Here is a 22,491-nt window from a genome sequence, read left to right on the forward strand (position 1 = left end):
TTGATCACCCCGCGCCCCGCGCCCCGCGCCCCGCGCCCCGCGCCCCGCGCCCCGCGCCCCGCGCCCCGCGCCCCGCGCCCGCCGGACGGTGCCTGCGCCAGCCGGGGTGTCCGGTTTGGGGGTGGGCGGGGCGGCGGTGTAGTGTTGTCGAGTCGACCAGGCTGTCTCCGCATGCGAGCAGACAGCCTCGAAAGCGGAGCGCCTGCTCCCACCCGAGTCGCCGCTACGGTGGCCGGGTCCGGTCACCGGTTCCGGGCATGTCCCGGTCCCGGATGCGCGATCCTGTGATCGTGCCGACCGGTCGAGCGGGCCCTGGCATGCGCCAGGGCCTTCTGTTTTCCAAGTCGGGTCCCTCCCGGGAGCCGCAGGGGTCGGCACCTGAGCAGAAACGACTCGAGGAGGCCCCATCAGCGTCGAACCACGCGTGAACGAGCAGATCCGGGCACGTGAGGTCCGACTGGTCGGCCCAGAGGGTGAGCAGGTGGGCATCGTCCCGCTGGAGCGCGCCCTTCAGCTGGCCGCGGACGTCGATCTGGACCTGGTCGAGGTTGCGCCGATGGCGCGCCCGCCGGTGTGCAAGCTCATGGACTTCGGCAAGTTCAAGTACGAGAGCGCACTCAAGGCGCGCGAAGCGCGGCGTAACCAGCAGCAGACCGTCATCAAGGAAATGAAGCTTCGGCCGAAGATCGACCCGCACGACTACGAGACCAAGAAGGGTCACGTGGTGCGGTTCCTCAAGGCGGGCGACAAGGTCAAGGTGACGATCATGTTCCGCGGTCGCGAGCAGAGCCGCCCGGAGCTGGGTTACCGGCTCCTGCGCCGGCTCGAGTCCGAGATCACGGATCTGGGATACGTCGAAGCCGCTCCCAAGCAGGACGGCCGAAACATGATCATGGTTCTCGCTCCGCACCGGGCCGTCAAGGCTTCCGCGGTCGCCGCCACGGCGTCGCGCGGTGGTCCTCGGGACCGGGTCGGGGACGAGTCCGCCGCTCCGGCAGCCGATGAGACCGCGGCGGTCGGCGAGACCGCAGCAGCCGGCGACACCGGCACCGCCGCCACCAGCGGCGAGTAACAGGGGAGAAGACGTTCCACATGCCGAAGATGAAGAGCCACACGGGTATGGGTAAGCGGGTCAAGCTGACCGGCAAGGGCAAGGTCGTTGCCCAGCAGGCCGGCCTGCGCCACAACCTGGAGAAGAAGCCCTCCACCCAGACCCGCCGGCTGACCGGCACGGTCGTGCTGGCCAAGGCCGACGTCAAGCGCATCAAGAAGCTGCTCGGCCGCTGACGCGCGCCACCTTTACGTAAGAAGGAGTTGAGATGGCACGCGTCAAGCGGGCTGTAAACGCCCAGAAGAAGCGTCGTACCCTGCTGGAGACCGCGAGTGGTTACCGCGGCCAGCGCTCCCGGCTGTACCGCAAGGCCAAGGAGCAGGTGCTGCACTCGATGCAGTACGCCTACCGGGACCGTCGTGACCGCAAGGGCGACTTCCGGCAGCTGTGGATCCAGCGGATCAACGCGGGCGCCCGGGCCAACGGGATGACCTACAACCGCCTGATCCAGGGCCTGCGTCTGGCCGGCATCGAGGTCGACCGCAAGATCCTGGCCGACATGGCCGTCAACGACGCCGCCTCGTTCGCGGCGATCGTCGAGCTGGCTCGGGCTGCGGTCACGGCCGAGGGCACCGGCGGCGCGGCGGCTCAGGCCGCCTGATCCCCACGCACCAGAGAGAGGCGTCTCCCGCGTCGGCACCGCCGTCCGGGGGGCGCCTCGATCGTGCCGAAGGAGCAAACCCCATGGCCTTCACCCCCCGTACCCCCAGGGTTGTCGCCGCCCGCCGCCTGCAACGCCGCCGGGACCGCGACGCCGCCGGCCGGTTCCTGGCCGAGGGCCCGCAGGCGGTCCGCGAGGCCCTGGCGCGGTCGGGGGTGGTCACCGAGCTTTTTGGTACGACCACCGCGCTGGATCGGCACCCGGAGCTGGCCGCCACGGCGGCCCGGGCCGACGTGCCGGTCTCCGAGGTGACCGACGACGCCCTCGCGGCCCTGGCCGAGACGGTCGCCCCGCAGGGGCTCGTCGCCGTCTGCCGGCACCTGGACGTGCCGCTGGAGCAGGCCCTCGCGGGTGCTCCCCGCCTGGTGGCGGTGCTCGCCGAGATCCGCGACCCGGGTAACGCCGGCACCGTGCTGCGCACCGCCGACGCGGCCGGCGCGAGCGCGGTGATCTTCGCCGGCGACGCCGTCGACCCGTACAACGGCAAGTGTGTCCGCGCCTCCGCCGGCAGCCTGTTCCACGTCGACGTGGTGCGCGCGCCCGATCCGGTCGCGGTGGTCGACGCGCTGCGCGCCGCCGGGCTGTCGATCTTCGCCACCACCGGGTACGGCGACAGCGACCTGGATGATCTGACCGACTACGGCCGGCTCGTCGGGCCCACCGCCTGGCTGTTCGGTTCCGAGGCGCACGGGCTGCCCGAGGCGTTGACCGCTGCCGCCGACGCCCGGGTGCGGGTGCCGCTGTACGGGCGCGCCGAGAGCCTCAACCTGGCTGCCGCGGCGGCCGTCTGCCTGTACGCTTCAGCGAGAGCACAGCGCTGAGGGTGTCTACACCCGGCGCGACTGACAGCAGGGGAGAGCGTCCGTCCATGAACGTGCCACGGCGTTCGTTTAGCCAGCCCGCCGGTGTCGGCGGGCGGCGGGCCTGACCTGCTCCCTGCGCAACTCCTACCGGCGGGCTGCGGCGCAGCCGCGCGTCCGTAGACTCGCTTCGCCGCCCCGATGACGGGCTGGCGCCGCCGTGAGGGAGTGCCCGTACGCCATGAGCTACCGCAACGATCCGTACGACCCGAAGCAGGTCGCCCTGCTCGACCCGGCCGCCCTGGCCGAGGCCGTCGCCGACGCCACGAAGGCGTTCGACGACGCCGCCGACCCGGACGCGTTGACCGCGCTGCGCCCCGCGCACCTCGGTGACCGGTCTCCGGTGTCCCTCGCGCGCCGGGAGATCGGCGCGTTGCCGCCGGCCGCGAAGTCCGACGCCGGCAAGCGGGTCAACGAGGCCCGCCGGGCGATCGAGACCGCGTACGCCGAGCGCGCCGAGGTGGTGGAGCGCGAGCAGGCCGCGCGGGTGCTCGTGGAGGAGCGGGTGGACGTCACATTGCCGTACGCCCGGCGTCCCCGTGGTGCCCGGCACCCGCTGAGCACGCTGATGGAGTCGATCAGCGACCTCTTCGTCGGGATGGGCTACGAGGTGGCCGAGGGGCCCGAGGTCGACCTGGAGTGGGTCAACTTCGACGCGTTGAACATCCCCGCCGACCACCCGGCGCGCGGGCTGATGGACACCTTCCACATCGCATCCCCTGATGGGTCCGCGGGCTCCGGGCTTGTTTTACGAACGCACACGTCGACGGTGCAGACCCGCACCATGCTCAGCCGCAAGCCACCGATCTACGTGATCGTGCCCGGCCGGGTCTACCGCACCGACGAGATCGACGCCACCCACAGCCCGGTGTTCCACCAGGCCGAAGGCCTGGTGGTCGACAAGGGCATCACGATGGCGCACCTGCGGGGCACCCTCGACCACTTCGCGCGGGCGATGTTCGGCCCCGAGGCGAAGACCCGGTGGCGGCCGCACTACTTCCCGTTCACCGAGCCGTCGGCGGAGTTCGACGTGTGGTTCCCGGAGCACCGCGACGGTCCGCAGTGGGTCGAGTGGGGTGGCTGCGGGATGGTCAACCCCCGGGTGCTGCGCGCCTGCGGGGTCGACCCGGAGGTCTACTCCGGCTTCGCCTTCGGCATGGGCATCGACCGGACCCTGATGGTCCGGCACGGGGTCAGCGACATCCGCCATCTCTTCGAGGGCGACGTGCGGTTCAGCCGCGCGCTCGGGACCGGGGCGTAGGGCGATGCGGGTACGAGACACGGGAACGGTGGTCTGAAGTCATGCGAGTTTCTCTCAGTTGGCTGCGGGAGTACGTCGACCTCCCCGCCGACCTGCCCACCGGCGATCTGGAGCAGGCCCTGGTCGACCTCGGCATCGAGGTCGAGTCCGTGCAGGACCTGCGCGCGAGCGTCACCGGTCAGCTCGTCGTCGGCGAGGTACGCGAGATCGAGGAGCTGACCGGCTTCAAGAAGCCGATCCGGTTCTGCCGGGTGGACGTGGGCGCCGCCAACGGCACCGGCGAGCCGCAGGAGATCGTCTGCGGGGCGCGCAACTTCGCCGTCGGCGACCGGGTCGTGGTGATCCTGCCCGGCGGCGTGCTGCCCGGCGGGTTCGCGATCGGCGCGCGCAAGACGTACGGGCACAACTCGGCCGGCATGATCTGCTCGGCCAGGGAGCTGGGCCTGGGCGACGACCACTCGGGCATCATCGTGCTGCCGCCGGAGGTGACCGCCAAGCCGGGTGACGACGCACGGTCCGTCGTGGGCCTCGACGACGTCGTGTTCGAGCTGGAGATCACCCCGGACCGGGGGTACGCGCTGAGCCTGCGCGGCCTGGCCCGGGAGCTGTCGCACGCGTTCGAGGTGCCGCTGCGCGACCCGGGGATGGCGCCCGCGCCGGGCGGTACGCCGACGCCGGCGTACCCGGTCGAGGTCCGCGACACGGTCGGCTGTGACCGGTACGCCGCCCGCCTGGTGCGCGGCGTCGACCCGGCCGCGCCCACGCCGTCGTGGATGGCCCAGCGGCTCGTTACCGCCGGCATCCGCAGCATCTCGCTGCCCGTCGACATCACCAACTACGTGATGTTGGAGCTGGGCCAGCCGATGCACGCCTTCGACGCCGACCGGATCGCCGGCCCGCTGGTGGTCCGCCGTGCCGAGGCGGGGGAGAAGCTGACCACCCTGGACGGTGTCAGCCGGGTGCTCACCGCCGACGACATGGTCATCTGCGACGACACGGGCCCGATCTCGCTCGCGGCGGTGATGGGCGGCGAGACCAGCGAGGTCGACACCGGAAAGACCACAAACGTGCTTTTCGAGGCCGCCCACTGGGACCCGGCCATGGTCGGGCGCACGGCCCGCCGGCACAAGCTGTTCAGCGAGGCCGCGAAGCGCTGGGAGCGGGGCGTCGACCCGGCGGTGCCGCTGGTCGCGCTGGAGCGGGCCGTGCGGCTGCTCACCGAGCACGGTGGCGGCGCTCCGAGCGCCGAGATCCTGGACATCGACCACGTCCGGCCGCGTACCCCCATCACCCTGCCGGCGGACCTGCCGACCCGGCGGGTCGGCGTCGAGTACCCGCCCGCGCGGGTCGTCGCCCTGCTGGAGCAGGTGGGCTGCACGGTCGCGCAGGGCGCGGACCGGCTCTCCGAGGACCCGGGCGCGGTCGGCACGGCCAGCGGCGCCGGGTCGGCGCTGAGCGTCACCCCGCCGAGCTGGCGGCCCGACCTGACCGACCCGGCCGACCTGGTCGAGGAGGTCGTCCGCCTCGACGGGTACGACAAGGTGCCGTCGGTGCTGCCGACCGCGCCGCCCGGGAACGGCCTGACCCCGCGCCAGCGTCGCCGCCGGGCCGTCGCATGGTCGCTGGCCGAGCGGGGGTACGTGGAGGTGCTCGCGCACCCCTTCGTCTCCCCGGAGCTGGCCGACCAGCTCGGACTGCCGGCCGACGACCCGCGCCGACCCGCGGTGCGCCTCGCCAACCCGCTGTCCGAGGAGGAGCCGCTGCTGCGCACCACGCTGCTCGGCCCGCTGCTCGGCATCCTCAAGCGCAACCTCGGCCGGGGTCACCGCGACCTCGCCCTCTACGAGATCGGCGCGGTCTTCCACCCGCGCCCCGACGCCGGCAGCCCGCCGGCGATGGGCGTGGACCGGCGACCCACCGACGAGGAGTTCGCCGCCGCCGACGCGGTCGTGCCGGCCCAACCGGTGCACGTCGCGGCGGTACTCGCCGGTGACCTGGACCCGGCCGGCTGGTGGGGCGCGGGCCGCCCGGCCGGGTGGGCCGACGCCATCGAGGCGGCCCGGGACGTGCTGGCCGCCGCCGGCATCCCCGACGAGCGGGTCGAGGTACGGGCCGCCGAGCACGCGCCGTGGCACCCGGGCCGCTGCGCCGAGCTGCGGGTCGACGACACCGTCGTCGGATACGCCGGTGAGCTGCACCCGGCGGCGGTGGCGGCCCTGGAACTGCCCCGCCGCACCTGCGCCATGGAGCTGGACCTGGACGTGCTGCCGCCGGTGCCGGTGGTTCCCGCGCCGACAGTGTCCGGGTTCCCGCCGGCGTTGATCGACGTGGCGTTGGTGCTGGACGAGTCGGTCCCGGCCGAACAGGTGCGTCGGGCGCTGGAGGCGGGCGCCGGCGAGCTGTTGGAGGACGTGCGACTGTTCGACGTGTACTCCGGCGCGCAGCTCGGCGAGGGTCGCCGGTCGCTGGCGTACAAGCTGACGTTCCGCGCCCCGGACCGGACGCTGACCGTCGAGGAGGCGCTGGCCGCCCGGGACGCGGCGGTCGCCGTCGCGGCCGACCGCTTCGGCGCGACCCTGCGCGGCGCCTGACACAGCTGACGGGCCCTCTCCCCCTTGCGCGGGGGAGAGGGCCCGTCAGCCGTCGCCGGACTCCAGCTCGCCGAGTTCGCGCAGGCCCGGTAGATCACAGACGGTGATCCGACGGTAGTCGATGTCGACCAATCCGTCCGATCGCAGCTCTCGCAGGGCCTTCTGAATGGCGGTCTCGGAGGCGCCGCAGATGGTTGCCAGGTCGGGCTGCGTAAGTCGAACGTCGATGATGACGCCGTCCGGTCCCTGTCGACCGTGGCTGCGGCAGAGGTCGGCGATCACCCGGGCCACCCGCAGTTTCACCGGGTACGAGGTGAAGTCGATCCGTCGTCGGTTGGACCAGCGCAGCCGGTCGGAGACCATCGCAGCGAGTTCGAGAGCCGCGTCCGGGTGCTCCTTGAGGAACCGTTTGAAACGGTCCGGCTGGATCACGCTGTAGATCGCCGGACCGCAGGTCGTCACCGTAGCGGAGCGGGGTTCGTTGTTGAGCGCGGACATCTCGCCCACGAGGTCGCCTCCGACGCGGAGCGACAGGAGAGCGGGCCGGCCATCCGGCAGCGTGGCGGTGACCTTGGTGAGGCCCTCTTCGAGGAGTACGAGATGGGTCTCCCGTACGCCCTCGTGGATCACGATCTGCCCGGCGGGGACCTGACGACGGACACCCAACCGCAGTAGCGCCGTCCGCTCCCGTGGAGCGAGCCGTTGCAGGAACGTGCCGTAGGGCCACGTGTCGCCGGCCAGGTCGCGTGGTCGTAGCACCCGCAGCCTCCTTCTCCAGGGACAGCCGCCGAAGCGTAGCGGTTCCTGCGCGTAGCGCGATGCCCCTGCTTCGACCAACACCTCGATCAACAGGCGAACCGCTGTCAGGGCCAACACCACCATCGGGGGTAACCCGAGGCTGAGCAGCAGGTCAAGCAGATCCGTCCTCATGCGACAAGCACAGCGCGTGGGTGGCTGGGTGATCCCTCAGCAGGACGGGATGACGGGTTCTCGACTTCCGCCTGGGATGCCGTAGTTCTACGGGATTCCGGTCCGCGCATACCGGTTCGATGGCTCCTGCGGTGCTTGCCCGCGGGGCAAGCCGGATGAAGAAGGGCGGAAGTTGGATGCGACATCCCGAGCGGCGGCTGTTGATCTCGGTGGATATGGAGCGGTACAGCAGACGCGGCAACGTCCAACAGTACGAGGCGCAGCGGCACTTCCGAGAGCTGCTGCACGAGGCCGCCGAAGCTGTCGGTCTCGACCGGGTGGCCTGGACGACTCAGCAGGCGGGCGACGGCGAGCTGGCGATCGTGCCTCGTGAGGTGTCCGAGTCGCGGGTGATCGGCAGGTTCGTTCCGGAGCTGAACCGGCGGCTACGCCACCACAACAGCAGCCGTCTCCCGGCTGCAAAGATCCGGCTCCGGGTTGCAGTGCACCAGGGGCTGGTGCACCTGGACGGTGCGAACGGCTTCCCGGGCAACGCCGTGGTGTTCGTCTGTCGCTTGTGCGAGGCCGCTCCGGTCAAGCAGGCGCTGGCCGCCTTCCCTGATGCCGGCGTCGCGCTTGTCGTCTCGACCGAGATCTTTCGTGATGTGGTCACCGAGTACCCGGAGGAGATGCGGCCGGAGCGGTTCGTTCGGATCGAGGTGGCCCACCCGGACAAGGAATTCCGCGAGGACGCCTGGCTGTGCGTGGTGGACGAGGACATCAACGGCACCACGATCCCGGTCGTCCCGTCGCCCACCGAGCACGGCCCTGGGCAGACTGCGGAGAGCCCCACGGATCACGGCGGGATTCGTACCGGGGACATCCGGGTCAAGGGGCAGAACGCGATCGGTCCGGGCGCGACGGCGATCGGCTCGGTCGGCCGCGACGGGAACTTCGGTACGGGTAGAGGCGATCCCCGATGAGCGGTCGGTACGCCCCTGTCTCCGCCGACAGTCCGGGGGACCTGGACGACCCTTGGCACGACGTGTTGGAGGATGCCTCCGGCGATGGCCCACACGGTGACGTCGTGTATGGCGCGGTTCGCGGACCCCGGGACGGCTCGCCTGTCGCGGTGGAGTCCCTCGACGGCGAGGATGAGCCGGTCTCTCCTGCGGAGCCGGCCGAGGAACCACCGGAGGAGGACGATCCGGAAGACCTCCTGGATCCCGGGGACGTGCTGCGTAGGCTGGCTGGCCTGCTGGGCGGTTCGACGATCGATGTCGGCGATGTTCGGGTTCAGGGACAGAACGCCACCGGCCCTGGTGCCGTCGCCATCGGAACGGTCAACGTCACCGCCGGACGATCCGACGGCGCAGGGCGCGTCTGGTTCCAAACCCTTGTCGAGGCCGGTCTTCGTGAGACTGCGGGCAGGTATGCCGACGCGCCGAGTGATCGGCGGCTCGACCACCAACTCCAGCATCACCACCTGGTCTGCCTCTCCGGCTCGGTTGGAAGCGGACGGTTCACCTCAGCCACCCTGGCGGTGGCCCGGAGACACGGGTTCGAGCGGGTCCGCGTACTCGGTGTCGACCAGTTGGCCGACCTGCTCGGCGTGGACGCACCGTTGCCCGCCGGGCACGGTTACGTGCTCCGGCTGAACGAGGCGGCTGTTCGCGAGGTGGACGGGTTCACGCTCGTGGCGTTGGCGGCCCGGGCCGAGACCTCCGGCAGCACGCTCATTCTGGTCGGGGACTTCTCCCGACGAAAGCACGATTTAGTCGGCCACATCGTCGAACACCGTTCGGCCCCGGCGGCCGAGGTGTTTAGGGCGCAGCTTCGCCAACAGCTCACAGGGCAGTGCGTCGGCTGGTGCACAGGCACGTGCGAGGGGCGTTGCGTAGAGCGATACGTGGATGAGGACTGCGTCGGGCATCCACTGCTATCGGCCTACCTGGCCAGCGAAACTCGACCCGGCGACGTCATCGCGATTGTCGCGACGATCGCTCGGACGGTTCCGAAGGGCGGCGCGCTGGCTGAGCGGCTGGAGCAGTTTCTGCCGCTCCAACTACGGGAGCGCGCGGCCGAGATCCTCGACGTGCGACGCCGCGGCGAGGAGGTCGACGCGTTCCCTCACGACGAGGTGCGGGCCTTCCGCCTGTCCTGTGCCGTCCTTGCCGGGCAGCCCGTGACCGAGATACACCAGGCAGCTCAGCGTCTGGCCCGGTTCGACTTCCAGGAACCCGCCTCGACCGGCGCCCCTTTTCGGGGTTCGATGCTCGACGCACTGTTGGGGTCGACACTGGGCCAGGCCGTCACACGGCTGACCGACCCGCGCGTACCAGGTGGGTGCCGGATCGACTTCTCGCCCGGCGCCCAGCCGCTCCGGTCGGTGTTACTGGACGTCGCGTGGACGGAGTGGTGGTCGCCCAAGCAGTTGCTCGACTGGTTGGCAGACCTGATCCGCGGAGACTCTCCGGCGGTCCGACAGGCCGCAGCGGGCGCCATCGGTTGGTCTGCGACACGCGATGTGCAGGCAGCCCTCGACGCCGTGGGGGAACTGGCCCGGGAACGGCGGGCAGGGGTTCGGCAGGCCGCAGCGATCGTCCTGGTCGCCATGGCGATGCAGCCTGGGTTGCGTACTCGGATTCGGGCCGAACTCGATCAGTGGGTAGCCGGTTCAGCAGCTCACCTACGGGACACCGTGGCCCGTGCGTACAGCCTCGGGCTGGCCCGGCTCTGGCCGGAGTCGGCGCTGGTCCAACTGCGTCAGGTTGCGCAGGCCCGGATGCAGCGGCGGAACAACTCCGTCGTACGAGGGCTGGTCGAGGTGTACCGCAACGGTCACGCGGCGAGCGTATTGCCGGCCCTGGTGGACTGGACCTCGTCGGCCGATCCTGAGGTGCGACTCCACGCGGCGCGGACCCTGCGGGTACTTGCGGACCGCTGGGCTGAACCGCCCCGAGAGCACTGGCCGGAGCTGCTGCACCTGGTGGACCAGCGAACGATCGAACTGGCCGACCTTGCCGTCGTCTGGGCGACCGCTCTCAGCCTGCCAAGAACGGCGTACCGATCGTGGCGAACCCTTGGCTTCTGGTTGGACCGGGCGGACCAGCAGCCGGTCGTCGCCGGCCACTGCCTTGACCTGCTGCGTCACGTCATCGCCGGACAGCCCGCGCTGCGTCATCGCCTGAACCATCAGCTTCACCACGTGTGGCGTCCGGTCATGCCACACCACGACCTGCTCGACGACGTACAACTACTGATCGATGAGGAGACGCGATGAGCGCAGGCCCTGTCGGTGGCCCCGGCACGAGAGCACCCGTACCTGGGCAGGTGGAACGCCGCCGCTGGTGGCATGCGTTCTTCCCGCCGACCGAGCCCCCGCTTCCGCCGGCCCCACCTGCGCCGATCGTCCCCGCCACCGTGACATTCCGGCAGGACGTCCCGGTGCCGATCCTGGTGCCGGCGAAGGGGGACGCTTACGACTTCCGCCTGCACACCGTCTACAACTGGACGGCGCAGAACATGACCTACGAGGAGCTTCGGTTTCGCGCCGAGCGGTATCTGGGGTGGGCTGGCGGGATCGTCCGGGAACGGGCGGTGGACCTGGCACGTGAACACGAGCCCCACCGTTCGCACGACCTCGAACGTGCGCTGAACAGTCTGCTCGGTGGTCAGCGCTGGCCGCGTGAGGGTTCGCCGCACTTCGGGGTGCTCGTCCGCGTCAGTCCCGACGAGCGGGTGCGTGAGCGGCTCCGGCCGTACTGGGAGGATCGGATTCGGCTTGAGTGTGATCACGAGTTGCAGAAGATCCGGGCGGCCCAGGCGGATGAGCTGACTCGTCGCTGGTGTGCCGTGCTGCAGAATCTCGAGGACGATCCCGTCACCTCGCACGCGGCGCGGTTGACAAGCGAGCAGTTCGCCGAGGTGTTCGGTCGGTACGTCCAGGAGCGTCGGGAGGCCGTGCCCGAACTCGTGAGACTGCTGCGCGAGGCGGTTCGGGGGCACGGGGATCTCGGTATGGGGCCGAGCGAGTACACGGAGGCGTGGGACGCCGCCCTGCGGACGTACGAGCGCCAGCACGGGTTGTCCGAGCAGTCGAGCTGACAGCGGGGCGTCCTCTGCTGGAACGCCCGGGTGGAGGACGCCACCCTGCGCCGACCGACACCGGCCTTCATCACCATGCAGTAGGCTGTATTAACTTGCAGGAAACAATCACTCTTGCTAGTCTCCTCTGCATAGTCATGCGGAGGTGGGTATGGGAATTCGAGTCGCGGTCGCGGGCGCGAGCGGGTACGCGGGCGGTGAGCTGCTGCGTCTGGTCGCCGGGCACCCGGAGTTCGAGCTGGTCGCCGCCACCGCGCACCGCCAGGCCGGGCACCGCGTCGACGTGGCGCATCCGCAGCTCACCGGGCTCGACCTGGTGTTCGGCGAGACCGATCCGTCGATCCTCGCCGACGCCGACCTGGTCTTCCTGGCGCTGCCGCACGGCGAGTCGGCGGCCCTCGCGGCCCAGCTCCCGCCCGAGGTACGCGTCGTCGACCTGGGCGCCGACCACCGGCTCGCCGACCCGTACGCCTGGGCGCAGTACTACGGCGGCACGCACGCCGGCCAGTGGACGTACGGCCTGCCCGAGCTGCCCGGCCAGCGGGAGCTGATCGCGGGCTCCACCCGGGTCGCGAACACCGGTTGCTACGCCGCCGCGATCACCCTCGCGCTCGCGCCGCTGATCGCCGACGGCGCGGCCAACCCCGCCGACGTGGTCGTGGTCGCCGCCTCGGGCACCTCCGGCGCGGGCCGGGCGGCGAAGCCGCACCTGCTCGGCAGCGAGGTGATGGGCGACCTGTCGCCGTACCGGGTCGGCACCCACCAGCACGTGCCCGAGATCAAGCAGGCCTCCGGGGCGACCGGCCTATCGTTCACCCCGGTCCTCGCGCCGATGCCACGCGGCATCCTCGCCACGGTCACCGCCGTGCCGGCCCGCGGCGTCGACCCGCAGGAGGTGCTGACGCGGGCGTACGCCGACGCGCCGTTCGTGCACGTGCTGCCGGAGGGGAGGTGGCCGCACACGGCCGCCACGCTGGGCTCCAACTCGTGTCATCTGCAGGCCACCGTCGACGTCGACTCGGGTCGGCTGATCGTGGTCAGCGCCCTGGACAACCTCGGCAAGGGCGCCGCCGGCCAGGCCGTGCAGAACGCCAACCTGATGCTCGGCCTGCCGGAGACGACGGGCCTGTCGATCTGGGGAGTCAGCCCGTGAACGCGAGGAGTGCAGCGCGGCCCAGTCCCGCAGTCGCGAACGGGAGGGGAGTCGCGTGAGTGTCACCACCCCTCGGGGGTTCCGGGCCGCTGGAGTGACCGCCGGACTGAAGGCCAGCGGTGGCCCGGACCTCGCGCTGGTGGTCAACGACGGCCCGGACGCCGGTGTCGCCGGTGTCTTCACCACCAACCGGGTCAAGGCCGCGCCGGTGCTCTGGAGCCAGCAGGTCGTGCAGGGCGGCGTGGTCCGCGCGGTGGTGCTCAACTCCGGTGGCGCGAACGCCTGCACCGGCCCGGCCGGTTTCCAGGACACGCACGCCACGGCCGAGCACACCGCCTCGGCGCTGAGCGCGGTCAGCCCGCGGCTGCTCCTCGGGGCCGGCGAGGTGGCGGTCTGCTCCACCGGGTTGATCGGTGAGCGGTTGCCGATGGACAAGCTGCTGCCGGGCGTCCGTACCGCCATCCGGCAGTTGTCGCGTGACGGCGGCCTGGCCGCCGCCGAGGCCATCATGACCACCGACACCCGGCCGAAGACCACGGTGGCCCGGGGCAGTGGATGGACGGTCGGCGGCATGGCCAAGGGCTCCGGCATGCTCGCGCCGGGCATGGCCACCATGCTCTGCGTGCTCACCACCGACGCGGTGGCCGGGCCGGCGGTCCTGGACGAGGCGCTACGCGCCGCGGCCCGGGTGACGTTCGACCGGGTCGATTCCGACGGCTGCATGTCCACCAATGACACGGTGCTGCTGTTGTCCAGCGGCGCCAGCGGCATCGAGCCGACCCCGGCCGAGTTGGCCGCCGCGGTCACCACGGCCTGCCACGACCTGGCGCAGCAGCTCATCGCCGACGCGGAGGGCGCCACCAAGCAGGTCGCCATCGACGTCGTGGGGGCCGCGACCGAGGACGACGCGGTCGAGGTGGGCCGCTCGGTCGCTCGCAGCAACCTGGTCAAGACCGCCCTGTTCGGCAACGACCCGAACTGGGGTCGGATCCTCGCCTCGGTCGGCACCACCACGGCCGCCTTCGAGCCGGACAAGGTGGACGTGGCCGTCAACGGGGTCTGGCTGTGCCGGGGCGGCGCGGTGGCCGAGGACCGTTCGACGGCCGACCTCAGCGCGCGGGACGTCAGCATCCGGATCGACCTGCGCGCGGGCGATTCGACGGCCACCATCTGGACCAACGACCTGTCCCACGCGTACGTGCACGAGAACTCGGCGTACTCGACATGAATCTCAGCAGTGATCTCACCCGTGCGCAGGTGAAGGCGGAGACGCTGATCGAGGCGCTGCCCTGGCTGGCGCGTTTCTCCGGCTCCACGGTCGTCGTCAAGTACGGCGGCAACGCCATGACCGAGCCGGAGTTGCAGCGGGCGTTCGCGGCCGACATGGTGTTCCTGCGGTACGCCGGTCTGAAGCCCGTGGTGGTGCACGGCGGCGGTCCGCAGATCTCGGCCATGCTGGGCCGGCTCGGCATCGAGAGCGAGTTCCGGGGCGGTCTGCGGGTGACGACCGCCGAGGCGATGGACGTGGTCCGGATGGTGCTCGTCGGGCAGGTCGGGCGGGAGCTGGTCGGGCTGATCAACTCGCACGGCCCGTACGCCGTCGGCCTCTCCGGCGAGGACGCGCGGCTGTTCACGGCGGTGCGCCGCCCGGCGTACGTGGACGGGCTGCCGGTCGACGTGGGCCAGGTGGGCGACGTCGAGTCGGTGGACACCTCGGCGGTGACCGACCTGATCGACGCCGGCCGGATCCCGGTGATCTCGACGGTCGCGCCGGACGTCGACGGTGTCCTGCACAACCTCAACGCGGACACCGCCGCCGCCGCGCTCGCCGTCGCCCTACGGGCCCGCAAGCTGGTCGTCCTCACCGATGTGGCCGGCCTGTACGCCGACTGGCCGGACACCAACAGCCTGGTCTCCGTGATCACCGCGGACGACCTGGCCAAGCTGCTGCCCCGCCTGGAGTCGGGGATGGTACCGAAGATGGAGGCCTGCCTGCGGGCCGTGCGCGGGGGCGTGCCGGCCGCGCACGTGGTCGACGGCCGGGTGGCGCACTCCACGTTGCTCGAGGTGTTCACGTCGGAAGGGTTCGGAACGATGGTGGTGCCGCAGGACGGGACGGACGGGGCATGAGCAGTCTGGTGCGACGGTGGACGCAGTCCATGATGGACAACTACGGAACTCCGCCGCTGGCGCTGGTCTCCGGCGCGGGCGCCGTGGTGGTCGACGAGGCGGGCCGCGAGTACGTGGACCTGGTGGGCGGGATCGCGGTGAACGCTCTCGGTCACGCCCATCCGGCGGTGGTGGCCGCCGTGTCGAAGCAGGTGGCCACGCTGGGGCACGTCTCCAACCTCTTCGTCGCCGAGCCGCCGGTGGCTCTCGCGGAGCTGCTGCTGGCGCTCGCCGGCAGCCGAGCCGGCCGGGTCTTCTTCGCCAACTCCGGCGCGGAGGCGAACGAGACCGCCTTCAAGCTGTCCCGGCGCACCGGGCGCAGCCACGTGGTCGCCACCAACGGCGGCTTTCACGGTCGCACCATGGGCGCCCTCGCCCTGACCGGTCAGCCCGCCAAGGCGGACCCGTTCCGGCCGTTGCCCGGCGAGGTGACCCACGTCGACTACGGCGACGTGAGCGCCCTGGAGGCGGCGGTCACCGACGCCACCGCAATGGTGATCCTGGAGCCCATCCAGGGTGAGAACGGCGTGGTCGTACCGCCGACCGGCTACCTGACGGCGGCCCGGCGGATCACCGCCCGGCACGGGGCGCTGCTGGTGCTCGACGAGGTGCAGACCGGCATCGGCCGTACCGGGCACTGGTTCGCCCACCAGGCCGAGGGCGTGGAGCCCGACGTGGTGACCCTGGCCAAGGGCCTGGGTGGTGGGCTGCCGCTGGGCGCGACGCTCGCCTTCGGCCGGGCCGCCGACCTGCTCACCCCCGGCTCGCACGGTACGACCTTCGGCGGCAACCCGGTGAGCTGCGCCGCCGCGCTCGCCGTGGTGGCTACCATCGCCAACGAAGGGCTGCTCGACCACGTCAAGCGCGTCGGCGAACGGCTGCGTCGGGGCATCGAGGCGCTGGACCACCCGCTCGTCGCGGGCGTACGCGGGGCCGGGTTGCTGCTCGGCGTGGTGCTCACCGCGCCGGTGTCGACGGTCCTGGCCGAGGCGCTGCGGGAGGCCGGCTTCCTGACCAACCCGGTGCAGCCGGGCGTACTCCGCCTCGCCCCGCCGTTGATCCTCACCACCGAGCAGGTCGACGCGTTCCTCGCCGCGCTCCCGGCGGCCCTGGACGCGACGGCCCCGGCGGCGGCCGGCACGAGCGCTCCCGCGACCACCGAATCCTCCACCCAGCCCACCACGACGGGGACGACCGCATGATCCGGCACTTCCTGCGCGACGACGACCTCTCGCCCGCCGAACAGTCGAGCGTGCTCGACCTGGCGGCCCGGATGAAGGCCGATCGGTTCGGCCACCAACCGCTGGCCGGCCCCCGCTCGGTGGCGGTGCTCTTCGACAAGCAGAGTCTGCGGACGCGGATCTCGTTCGACGTCGGCATCGCCGAGCTGGGCGGCCATCCGCTGGTCGTGGACACCCAGGTCACTCACTTCGGCCGGGGCGAGACGCTCGCCGACGCGGGCCGGGTGCTGTCCCGCTACGTCGCGGCGATCGTGCTGCGTACCCACGGCGACGACCGGATCGCCGAGGTCGCCGGCGGCGCTACCGTCCCGGTGGTCAACGCGCTCACCGACGGGTTCCACCCCTGCCAGCTGCTGGCCGACCTGCTGACCATCCGGGAGCGGTGCGGCGGCACGTCCGGCCGGACCCTGGCCTATGTGGGCGACGGCGCGAACAACATGGCGCAGTCGTACCTGCTGGCCGGGGCCATGGCCGGGATGCACGTGCGGATCGCCGGCCCGGCGGGGTTCGCGCCGGACGAGGACGTGGTGCGGCGGGCCGCCGAGATCGCGGCCGGGACCGGCGGGTCGGTACGGGTGCTGACCGACCCGGCGCAGGCGGCCCGCGACGCCGACGTGCTGGCCACCGACACCTGGACCTCGATGGGTCAGGAGGCCGACGGTTTGGACCGCATCACCCCGTTCCTGCCGTACCAGGTCAACAAGGAGCTGCTCGACCACGCCGCGCCGGACGCGATCGTGCTGCACTGCCTGCCGGCGCACCGGGGCGAGGAGATCACCGACGAGGTGCTCGACGGTCCGCAGAGCGCGGTGTTCGACCAGGCGGAGAACCGGCTGCACGCCCAGAAGGCGCTGCTGGCGTTCCTGCTCGCGGCCTCCGGGGAGCGACGATGACCGCCCCCTTGACCCGCGCCGCCCGGCACGCCCGGATCGTCGAGCTGATCCGGGACCGGCCCGTACGCTCGCAGACCGAACTGGCCGACCTGCTCGCCGCCGACGGCGTCGGGGTCACCCAGGCGACCCTCTCGCGCGACCTGGAGGAGTTGGGCGCGGTCAAGGTGCGCGGCGGCGACGGCCCGGCCGTCTACCTGATCCCCGAGGACGGGAAACGGCCGCTGCGCGACGCCGAGGCCGCCCCGGCCCGGCTGGTGCGCCTGCTGCGCGAGCTGCTCAACGGGGTGGACGCCAGCGGCAACATCGCGGTGCTGCGTACCCCGCCGGGTGCGGCCCAGTACCTGGCCAGCGCGTTGGACCGGGCGGGCCTGCCCGAGGTCGTCGGCACCATCGCCGGCGACGACACCATTCTCGTCGTGGCCCGTGAGACCGTCGGTGGGGCCGCGCTCGGCGACAAGCTCGCCGGTTGGTCCCGCCGGGAAGACAGCGTCGAAGGGGACAGCGCACCGTGACCGCGCACAGGTGGAGCACGCCGAGCCGGATGGCTGCGGCCCGTGCCGCCCGGATGGGTGGCTGACGAACATGGGGACCACAATGGGCGGCGTGGACGACAAGACCCTCACCGAGAACAGCGCCGGCACCAACCGGACGAGCCTGTGGGGTGGCCGGTTCGCCGGTGGCCCCGCCGAGGCGCTCGCCCGGCTGTCGGTGAGCGTGCAGTTCGACTGGCGGCTGGCCCCGTACGACATCGCGGGTTCCCGGGCGCACGCCCGGGTCCTGGCCGGCGCCGGCCTGCTCGACCCGGAGGAGCTGGGCCGCATCCTGGCGGCCCTGGACGACCTGGAGGCGGCCTGCGCGTCGGGGGCGTTCCGGCCCACCGTCGACGACGAGGACGTGCACACCGCGCTGGAACGGGGGCTGCTGGAGCGTCTGGGGAGCCTCGGCGGCAAGCTGCGTGCCGGTCGGTCCCGCAACGACCAGGTCGCCACCGACCTGCGGCTCTACCTGCGGGACCACGCGCGGGGTGTGGCCAGCCGCGTCGTCGAGCTGGCCGAGGCGCTCGTCGAGCAGGCCGAGCGGCACGTCGACACGGCCGCGCCCGGTATGACCCACCTCCAGCACGCCCAGCCGGTCACCTTCGGGCACTGGTTGCTGGCCCACGTGCAGCCGCTGCTGCGCGACCTGGAGCGGCTGCGCGACTGGGACCACCGGGCGGCGATCAGCCCGCTCGGCGCGGGCGCGCTCGCCGGGTCGGGGCTTCCGCTGGACCCGGTGGCGGTCGCCAAGGAGCTGGGTTTCCGCACGTCGTTCGCCAACTCGATGGACGCGGTCGCCGACCGGGACTTCGTGGCCGAGTTCCTCTTCACCACCGCGCTGATCGGGGTGCACCTGTCCCGCCTGGGCGAGGAGGTGGTGCTGTGGACGTCGCACGAGTTCGGCTGGGTAGAGCTGGACGACGCGTTCGCGACCGGTTCGTCGATCATGCCGCAGAAGAAGAACGCGGACATCGCCGAGCTGGCCCGGGGCAAGTCCGGCCGGTTGGTCGGCGGCCTGATGACGGTGCTGACCATGCTCAAGGGCCTGCCCATGACGTACGACCGGGACATGCAGGAGGACAAGGAGCCCGCGTTCGACGCCGTCGACACCCTGGAGCTGCTGCTCCCGGCCCTGGCCGGGATGATCTCGACGATGACCGTCCGGGTGGACCGGCTCGTCGCGGCCGCGCCGGTGGGCTTCTCCCTCGCCACCGAGGTCGCCGACTGGCTGGTCCGGCGCAACGTGCCGTTCCGTGACGCGCACGAGATCACCGGTCGGTTGGTGGCGCTCTGCGCGGCCCGCGAGTGCGAGCTGGAGGACGTCTCCGACGCCGACCTGGCCGCCGTCAGCGAGCACCTCGACCCGTCCGTGCGTGACGTGCTCTCGGTGCGCTCGGCCCTCGCGGCCCGCACCACCCCCGGCTCGACCGGCCCCGGTCCGGTCGCCGACCAGCTCGCCGCCGCGGCGGACCGGCTGGCCGGCTGGCGGGAGTGGGCCACCGAGCGGGTCGTACCCCGCTGACGCCAGGCGTGGCGTCGGCGCGGGCCGCCGGCGCCACGGTGGTTCAGGCCGTCGGGCGCTCCCGCTTCGGGAGCTTGGCCACCACCATGTCGTACGACGAGTCGACCGCCTCGGTCAGCTCGTCGGTGTCGATCCCGCCGTCGAGGCGCAGCGTGTTCCAGCCGGACCGGCCGATGTACGGCATCGGGCGCGCGTCGGCGGGGTGGCGGTGCAGCCACTCGTCGGCGATCTCGCGGGTCGCGCCGCACTTCACGCCGACGGTGGGCGCCGCGACGCCGTTGCCGAGGAACGCGAAGATCCGGCTGCCCACCTTCACCACCTCGTCGTCCTCCCACGGCCGGTCCAGCCACGCTCCCGGCTTGGCCAGGCAGTACGACAACATCTCCGCACGTTCCACAAACCCCTCCTAGTCATAACCCCGCCCCCCGCCCCGCGCCCCGCGCTCGCACATCGCGCCGATCTTGCAGTTTGTGCTGTCGATACGCGACCGATCTCCCGTTCTGTCGGGACAGAAAGTGCAAGATCGGCGCGGGGATCAGGGGGTTTGGTCCGTGGAGCGGGCCGCTACCCGTTCGTAGCGTTGGCGGGCGGCCTGCGCGCTGCCCAGCCCCAGCCCGTACGCGATGGACTGCCAGGTCAGGCCCCGGTCGCGGGCGAGGGTGAGCAGTCCCGCCTCCAGGGCGTCCAGCTCGGCGCGTACGTGTGGCAGCAGGGTCAGGGCGGCCGTCAGGTCGGCGGCGTCGACCGGCTCCTCGGCGGGCTCCCGCTCGGCGCCGCCGGCGGCGAGCGCGGTGACCAGGGCGACCGCCTCCCACGGGTCCAGCACGTGCGGGTGGGCCCAGCGCCCCCGCCGCGCGTCGGAGCCGGCGTGCCGCTCGCTGATCCGTTGCAGCGCCTCGTAGGTGCGGTGGGCGCGCGCCCGACCCGGGTCGGGCGCCGTGAAGAGGTCCGAGGTGGTCATGTACCGAGCACACCCCATCAACGAGCTGTTGTCAACGGTCTGTTGAAGCGTGGCGGCACGAGAATCCGTGCCGCCACGCCACGACTCAGAGCGCCAGGTCGAACCGGTGCTCGTCAGTGATGGAGTTGCACAGTGCGTCGCAGGAGTTTCCGGTCACCACACCGAACGCGACGCCCGGCGCGAAGGGGCGCTCGGTGGCGGTCACCGCGATCCGCACCTTCTGGGTGGTGGCGTCGCAGAACACCTTGCGGTTGGTCGTGCCGGTGCGCATCGAGTCTCCGATCGCCTGGGCGACCTTGACGGTCAGGTCGACCTGCGTCGGCTGCGAGCAGGTCAGGGTGACCGGGACGAAGACCGCCGCCCCACTGGCGTCGATCTTGCCGCTGCCGCCCAGTGCGACGGCGCTCAGCGGGGCGCCGTCGATCGCCGCGCTCTGCGGGGCGCTGGCGCTGGCCGACGGAGCGAGAGCCAGCACCGCCCCGGCCGCGGCCAGGCCGATCGCGAGCAGGGGGCGACGGATCGTGCGTACGGTCATGATGGTTCCTCTCCCAATGTGTCGCCGCACCCTGCGACGACACCGGAAACACCCCCCGGGGGCGGCGCGGGTTTCGGCGGCTCGGATGGCGAGAAGGTGAACCTTGGTGAGCCTCCCGGTGGCCCCGGGATCGTCGAACGGCGTGACCCGCGCGTGGCCTGGGTACCGTTCGGTCCATGGAACTCCTGCCGGACGACCGCACGGCCGACGCCGGCCTGGCCGAGTTGGCGGACCTGCTCGCCGGCCCGCTGCTGCCGGCGGCGCGTGGCCTGCTGGGCTGCCGCCTCACCGCCGGGGGCGTCACCGTCCGGATCACCGAGGTCGAGGCGTACGCGGGCACGGCCGGTGACCCCGCCTCGCACGCCCACCGGGGCCGGACGCCCCGCAACGCGGTGATGTTCGGTCCCGCCGGGCACGCCTACGTCTACTTCACCTACGGGATGCACTGGTGCGTGAACGTGGTCACCGGTGACGAGGGGGAGGCCGCCGCCGTGCTGCTGCGCGCCGGCGCGGTCATCGACGGCGTGACCACGGCACGCGAGCGCCGGCCGGCCGTGCGGCGCGACGTGGACCTCGCCCGTGGGCCGGCCCGGCTCTGCGCCACGCTCGGCATCGACCGCGCGGCGTACGGCGCGTACCTGCTCGGCGACGGCCCGGTCCGGTTGCGACCGCCCGCCGAGCCGGTACCGGAGGAGGCGGTGACGGCGGGGCCCCGGGTCGGCGTGACGGGCGCGCACGACCTGCCCTGGCGGTTCTGGCTCGACGGCGATCCGACGGTCAGCGCGTACCGGCGGCACGTGCCCCGCGTCCGCCGCTGAGCGCGCCGCGACGGAGGTTGTCGGAGGGTGTGGCCATAATCACCGAACCTGCTCACCGACGGTTTCGGAGGACGTCATGGCAACTCTGCTCGCGATCGGCACCGCGAAGGGATTGTTTCTCGCCACCAGCGCCGACGATCGGCGCAGTTGGGAGATCACCGGTCCGCACTTTCCGATGACCGGTGTCTATTCGGTGGCGGTGGACGCCCGCCGTTCGACCCCGCGGCTGCTCGCCGGCATGACCAGCTCGCACTTCGGCCCAAGTGTCGCCACCAGCGACGACCTCGGCGCCACCTGGGACGAGCCCGACCAGGCGCCGGTCGCGTTCCCGGCCGACACCGGCGTCTCCCTCGGGCGGGTCTGGCAGCTGATGCCGGCCGGCCCCGACGAGCCGGACGTCATCTGGGCCGGCACCGAACCCTCGGCGTTGTTCCGGTCCACCGACGGCGGCCGCAGTTTCGAGCTGGTCCGTTCCCTCTGGGATCACCCGCACCGCCCGCAGTGGGAGGCCGGGTTCGGCGGTCAGGCCGTGCACACCGTGCTGCCCCACCCGCGTGACCCGGCTCGACTGCTGGTCGCCATGTCCACCGGCGGGGTCTACCGCTCGGAGGACGCCGGGGCGACCTGGGCGCCGGGCAACACCGGCATCCGCGCCTACTTCATGCCCGACGAGTGGCCGGAGTTCGGCCAGTGCGTGCACAAGGTCGCCCGGGACGCCGACAATCCCGAGCGGCTGTACGCGCAGAACCACCACGGCGTCTACCGTTCCGACGACGACGGCCGTACCTGGTCCTCGATCGCCGACGGGCTGCCCAGCGACTTCGGCTTCCCGATGGTGGCTCACCCCGGGCGCGGCGGCACGGTGTGGACCTTCCCGCTGGTGGCCGACAGTGAGCGGTTTCCGGCCGATCACCGCTGCCGGGTGTTCCGTTCCGTCGACGCCGGCGGCAAGTGGGAGGCGCAGTCGGTCGGGCTGCCCGAGGGGCCGTTCTATCCGGCGGTGCTGCGCGACGCCATGTGCGCCGATGACGCGACGCCGGGTGGGGTCTACTTCGGCACCCGCTCCGGGTCGGTCTTCGCCAGCCGCGACGAGGGCGACTCCTGGTCGTCGGTCGCCACCCACCTGCCCGACGTGCTCTGCGTCCGCGCCGCGCAGGTCTGAG

22 protein-coding genes are annotated in these 22,491 nt (G+C 72.0%); 18 read left to right on the forward strand and 4 right to left on the reverse strand.

Features of this window, described 5'->3' with window-relative positions; genetic code table 11:
- The first annotated feature begins 424 nt into the window (after positions 1-424).
- The 6 genes from infC to pheT all read left to right on the forward strand — a co-directional run bounded on the left by infC (position 425) and on the right by pheT (position 6,484).
- Positions 425-1,072, forward strand: coding sequence for a translation initiation factor IF-3 (gene infC, locus AB0B55_RS32240; RefSeq protein WP_355053109.1), 648 nt, complete (start codon positions 425-427; stop codon positions 1,070-1,072).
- Positions 1,073-1,092: 20 nt separating this feature from the next.
- Positions 1,093-1,287 carry a 50S ribosomal protein L35 gene (rpmI, locus tag AB0B55_RS32245; protein WP_355053110.1) on the forward strand — a complete coding sequence of 65 codons (195 nt, stop codon included), beginning with the start codon at positions 1,093-1,095 and terminating at the stop codon, positions 1,285-1,287.
- A gap of 32 nt (positions 1,288-1,319) precedes the next feature.
- Positions 1,320-1,712: a 50S ribosomal protein L20 gene (rplT, locus tag AB0B55_RS32250; protein WP_007458417.1), complete on the forward strand. Its 393-nt coding sequence runs from the start codon at positions 1,320-1,322 to the stop codon at positions 1,710-1,712.
- 83 nt (positions 1,713-1,795) lie between these two features.
- On the forward strand, positions 1,796-2,593 hold the full coding sequence (locus AB0B55_RS32255) for an RNA methyltransferase (RefSeq protein ID WP_357175903.1): 798 nt from the start codon (positions 1,796-1,798) through the stop codon (positions 2,591-2,593).
- Between the two features lie 220 nt (positions 2,594-2,813).
- Positions 2,814-3,893 (forward strand): phenylalanine--tRNA ligase subunit alpha, encoded by a 1,080-nt coding sequence (gene pheS / locus AB0B55_RS32260; protein ID WP_357134722.1) that lies wholly within the window; start codon positions 2,814-2,816, stop codon positions 3,891-3,893.
- Between the two features lie 41 nt (positions 3,894-3,934).
- Positions 3,935-6,484 carry a phenylalanine--tRNA ligase subunit beta gene (pheT, locus tag AB0B55_RS32265; protein ID WP_357175906.1) on the forward strand — a complete coding sequence of 850 codons (2,550 nt, stop codon included), beginning with the start codon at positions 3,935-3,937 and terminating at the stop codon, positions 6,482-6,484.
- 45 nt (positions 6,485-6,529) lie between these two features.
- On the opposite strand, the gene AB0B55_RS32270 is transcribed toward pheT, so the two are convergent.
- Complete coding sequence (locus tag AB0B55_RS32270; RefSeq protein WP_357175909.1) at positions 6,530-7,414, reverse strand: Crp/Fnr family transcriptional regulator; 885 nt, start codon at positions 7,412-7,414, stop codon at positions 6,530-6,532.
- Between the two features lie 176 nt (positions 7,415-7,590).
- Here AB0B55_RS32270 and AB0B55_RS32275 point away from each other — a divergent pair, with 176 nt between their 5' ends.
- From AB0B55_RS32275 to argH, 10 genes are all read left to right on the forward strand, one after another.
- Complete coding sequence (locus tag AB0B55_RS32275; RefSeq protein ID WP_357175913.1) at positions 7,591-8,376, forward strand: hypothetical protein; 786 nt, start codon at positions 7,591-7,593, stop codon at positions 8,374-8,376.
- 611 nt (positions 8,377-8,987) lie between these two features.
- A complete protein-coding gene (locus AB0B55_RS32280) occupies positions 8,988-10,676 on the forward strand; it encodes a HEAT repeat domain-containing protein (protein WP_357175916.1) in 1,689 nt (562 codons plus the stop codon).
- Positions 10,673-11,500 carry a hypothetical protein gene (locus AB0B55_RS32285; protein ID WP_357175919.1) on the forward strand — a complete coding sequence of 276 codons (828 nt, stop codon included), beginning with the start codon at positions 10,673-10,675 and terminating at the stop codon, positions 11,498-11,500. The genes AB0B55_RS32280 and AB0B55_RS32285 overlap by 4 nt, the downstream gene beginning before the upstream one ends.
- A gap of 151 nt (positions 11,501-11,651) precedes the next feature.
- Complete coding sequence (argC, locus tag AB0B55_RS32290; protein WP_357134718.1) at positions 11,652-12,653, forward strand: N-acetyl-gamma-glutamyl-phosphate reductase; 1,002 nt, start codon at positions 11,652-11,654, stop codon at positions 12,651-12,653.
- Between the two features lie 55 nt (positions 12,654-12,708).
- Entirely contained in the window at positions 12,709-13,881 is a 1,173-nt protein-coding gene (gene argJ / locus AB0B55_RS32295; RefSeq protein WP_357175922.1) for a bifunctional glutamate N-acetyltransferase/amino-acid acetyltransferase ArgJ, read from the forward strand.
- Positions 13,878-14,783 carry an acetylglutamate kinase gene (gene argB, locus AB0B55_RS32300; RefSeq protein WP_357134714.1) on the forward strand — a complete coding sequence of 302 codons (906 nt, stop codon included), beginning with the start codon at positions 13,878-13,880 and terminating at the stop codon, positions 14,781-14,783. The genes argJ and argB overlap by 4 nt, the downstream gene beginning before the upstream one ends.
- Positions 14,780-16,024 carry an acetylornithine transaminase gene (locus AB0B55_RS32305; protein ID WP_357134713.1) on the forward strand — a complete coding sequence of 415 codons (1,245 nt, stop codon included), beginning with the start codon at positions 14,780-14,782 and terminating at the stop codon, positions 16,022-16,024. The genes argB and AB0B55_RS32305 overlap by 4 nt, the downstream gene beginning before the upstream one ends.
- The gene (gene argF, locus AB0B55_RS32310) at positions 16,021-16,956 is read left to right on the forward strand and encodes an ornithine carbamoyltransferase (RefSeq protein WP_357134710.1); all 936 of its coding nucleotides are present in this window, start codon (positions 16,021-16,023) and stop codon (positions 16,954-16,956) included. Before AB0B55_RS32305 ends, argF begins: the two co-directional genes overlap by 4 nt.
- Complete coding sequence (locus AB0B55_RS32315) at positions 16,953-17,468, forward strand: arginine repressor (protein ID WP_357134708.1); 516 nt, start codon at positions 16,953-16,955, stop codon at positions 17,466-17,468. The genes argF and AB0B55_RS32315 overlap by 4 nt, the downstream gene beginning before the upstream one ends.
- Positions 17,469-17,550: 82 nt before the next feature.
- Entirely contained in the window at positions 17,551-19,014 is a 1,464-nt protein-coding gene (gene argH, locus AB0B55_RS32320; RefSeq protein WP_357134728.1) for an argininosuccinate lyase, read from the forward strand.
- Positions 19,015-19,057: 43 nt separating this feature from the next.
- On the opposite strand, the gene AB0B55_RS32325 is transcribed toward argH, so the two are convergent.
- From AB0B55_RS32325 to AB0B55_RS32335, 3 genes are all read right to left on the reverse strand, one after another.
- Positions 19,058-19,411 (reverse strand): MmcQ/YjbR family DNA-binding protein, encoded by a 354-nt coding sequence (locus AB0B55_RS32325; protein WP_357134706.1) that lies wholly within the window; start codon positions 19,409-19,411, stop codon positions 19,058-19,060.
- Positions 19,412-19,549: 138 nt separating this feature from the next.
- The gene (locus tag AB0B55_RS32330; RefSeq protein WP_357134704.1) at positions 19,550-19,975 is read right to left on the reverse strand and encodes a DNA-binding protein; all 426 of its coding nucleotides are present in this window, start codon (positions 19,973-19,975) and stop codon (positions 19,550-19,552) included.
- 85 nt (positions 19,976-20,060) lie between these two features.
- Positions 20,061-20,510 (reverse strand): hypothetical protein, encoded by a 450-nt coding sequence (locus tag AB0B55_RS32335; protein ID WP_357134702.1) that lies wholly within the window; start codon positions 20,508-20,510, stop codon positions 20,061-20,063.
- Positions 20,511-20,686: 176 nt separating this feature from the next.
- On the opposite strand from AB0B55_RS32335, the gene AB0B55_RS32340 reads away from it, so the two are divergent.
- Together AB0B55_RS32340 and AB0B55_RS32345 are read left to right on the forward strand one after the other, a co-directional pair.
- Entirely contained in the window at positions 20,687-21,328 is a 642-nt protein-coding gene (locus tag AB0B55_RS32340) for a DNA-3-methyladenine glycosylase (protein WP_357134701.1), read from the forward strand.
- Between the two features lie 76 nt (positions 21,329-21,404).
- Positions 21,405-22,490: an exo-alpha-sialidase gene (locus tag AB0B55_RS32345; RefSeq protein ID WP_357175925.1), complete on the forward strand. Its 1,086-nt coding sequence runs from the start codon at positions 21,405-21,407 to the stop codon at positions 22,488-22,490.
- Position 22,491: the final 1 nt, after the last annotated feature.

This window comes from Micromonospora sp. NPDC049107, from assembly GCF_040648595.1.
In the GTDB taxonomy this organism is placed as follows: Bacteria; Actinomycetota; Actinomycetes; order Mycobacteriales; family Micromonosporaceae; genus Micromonospora.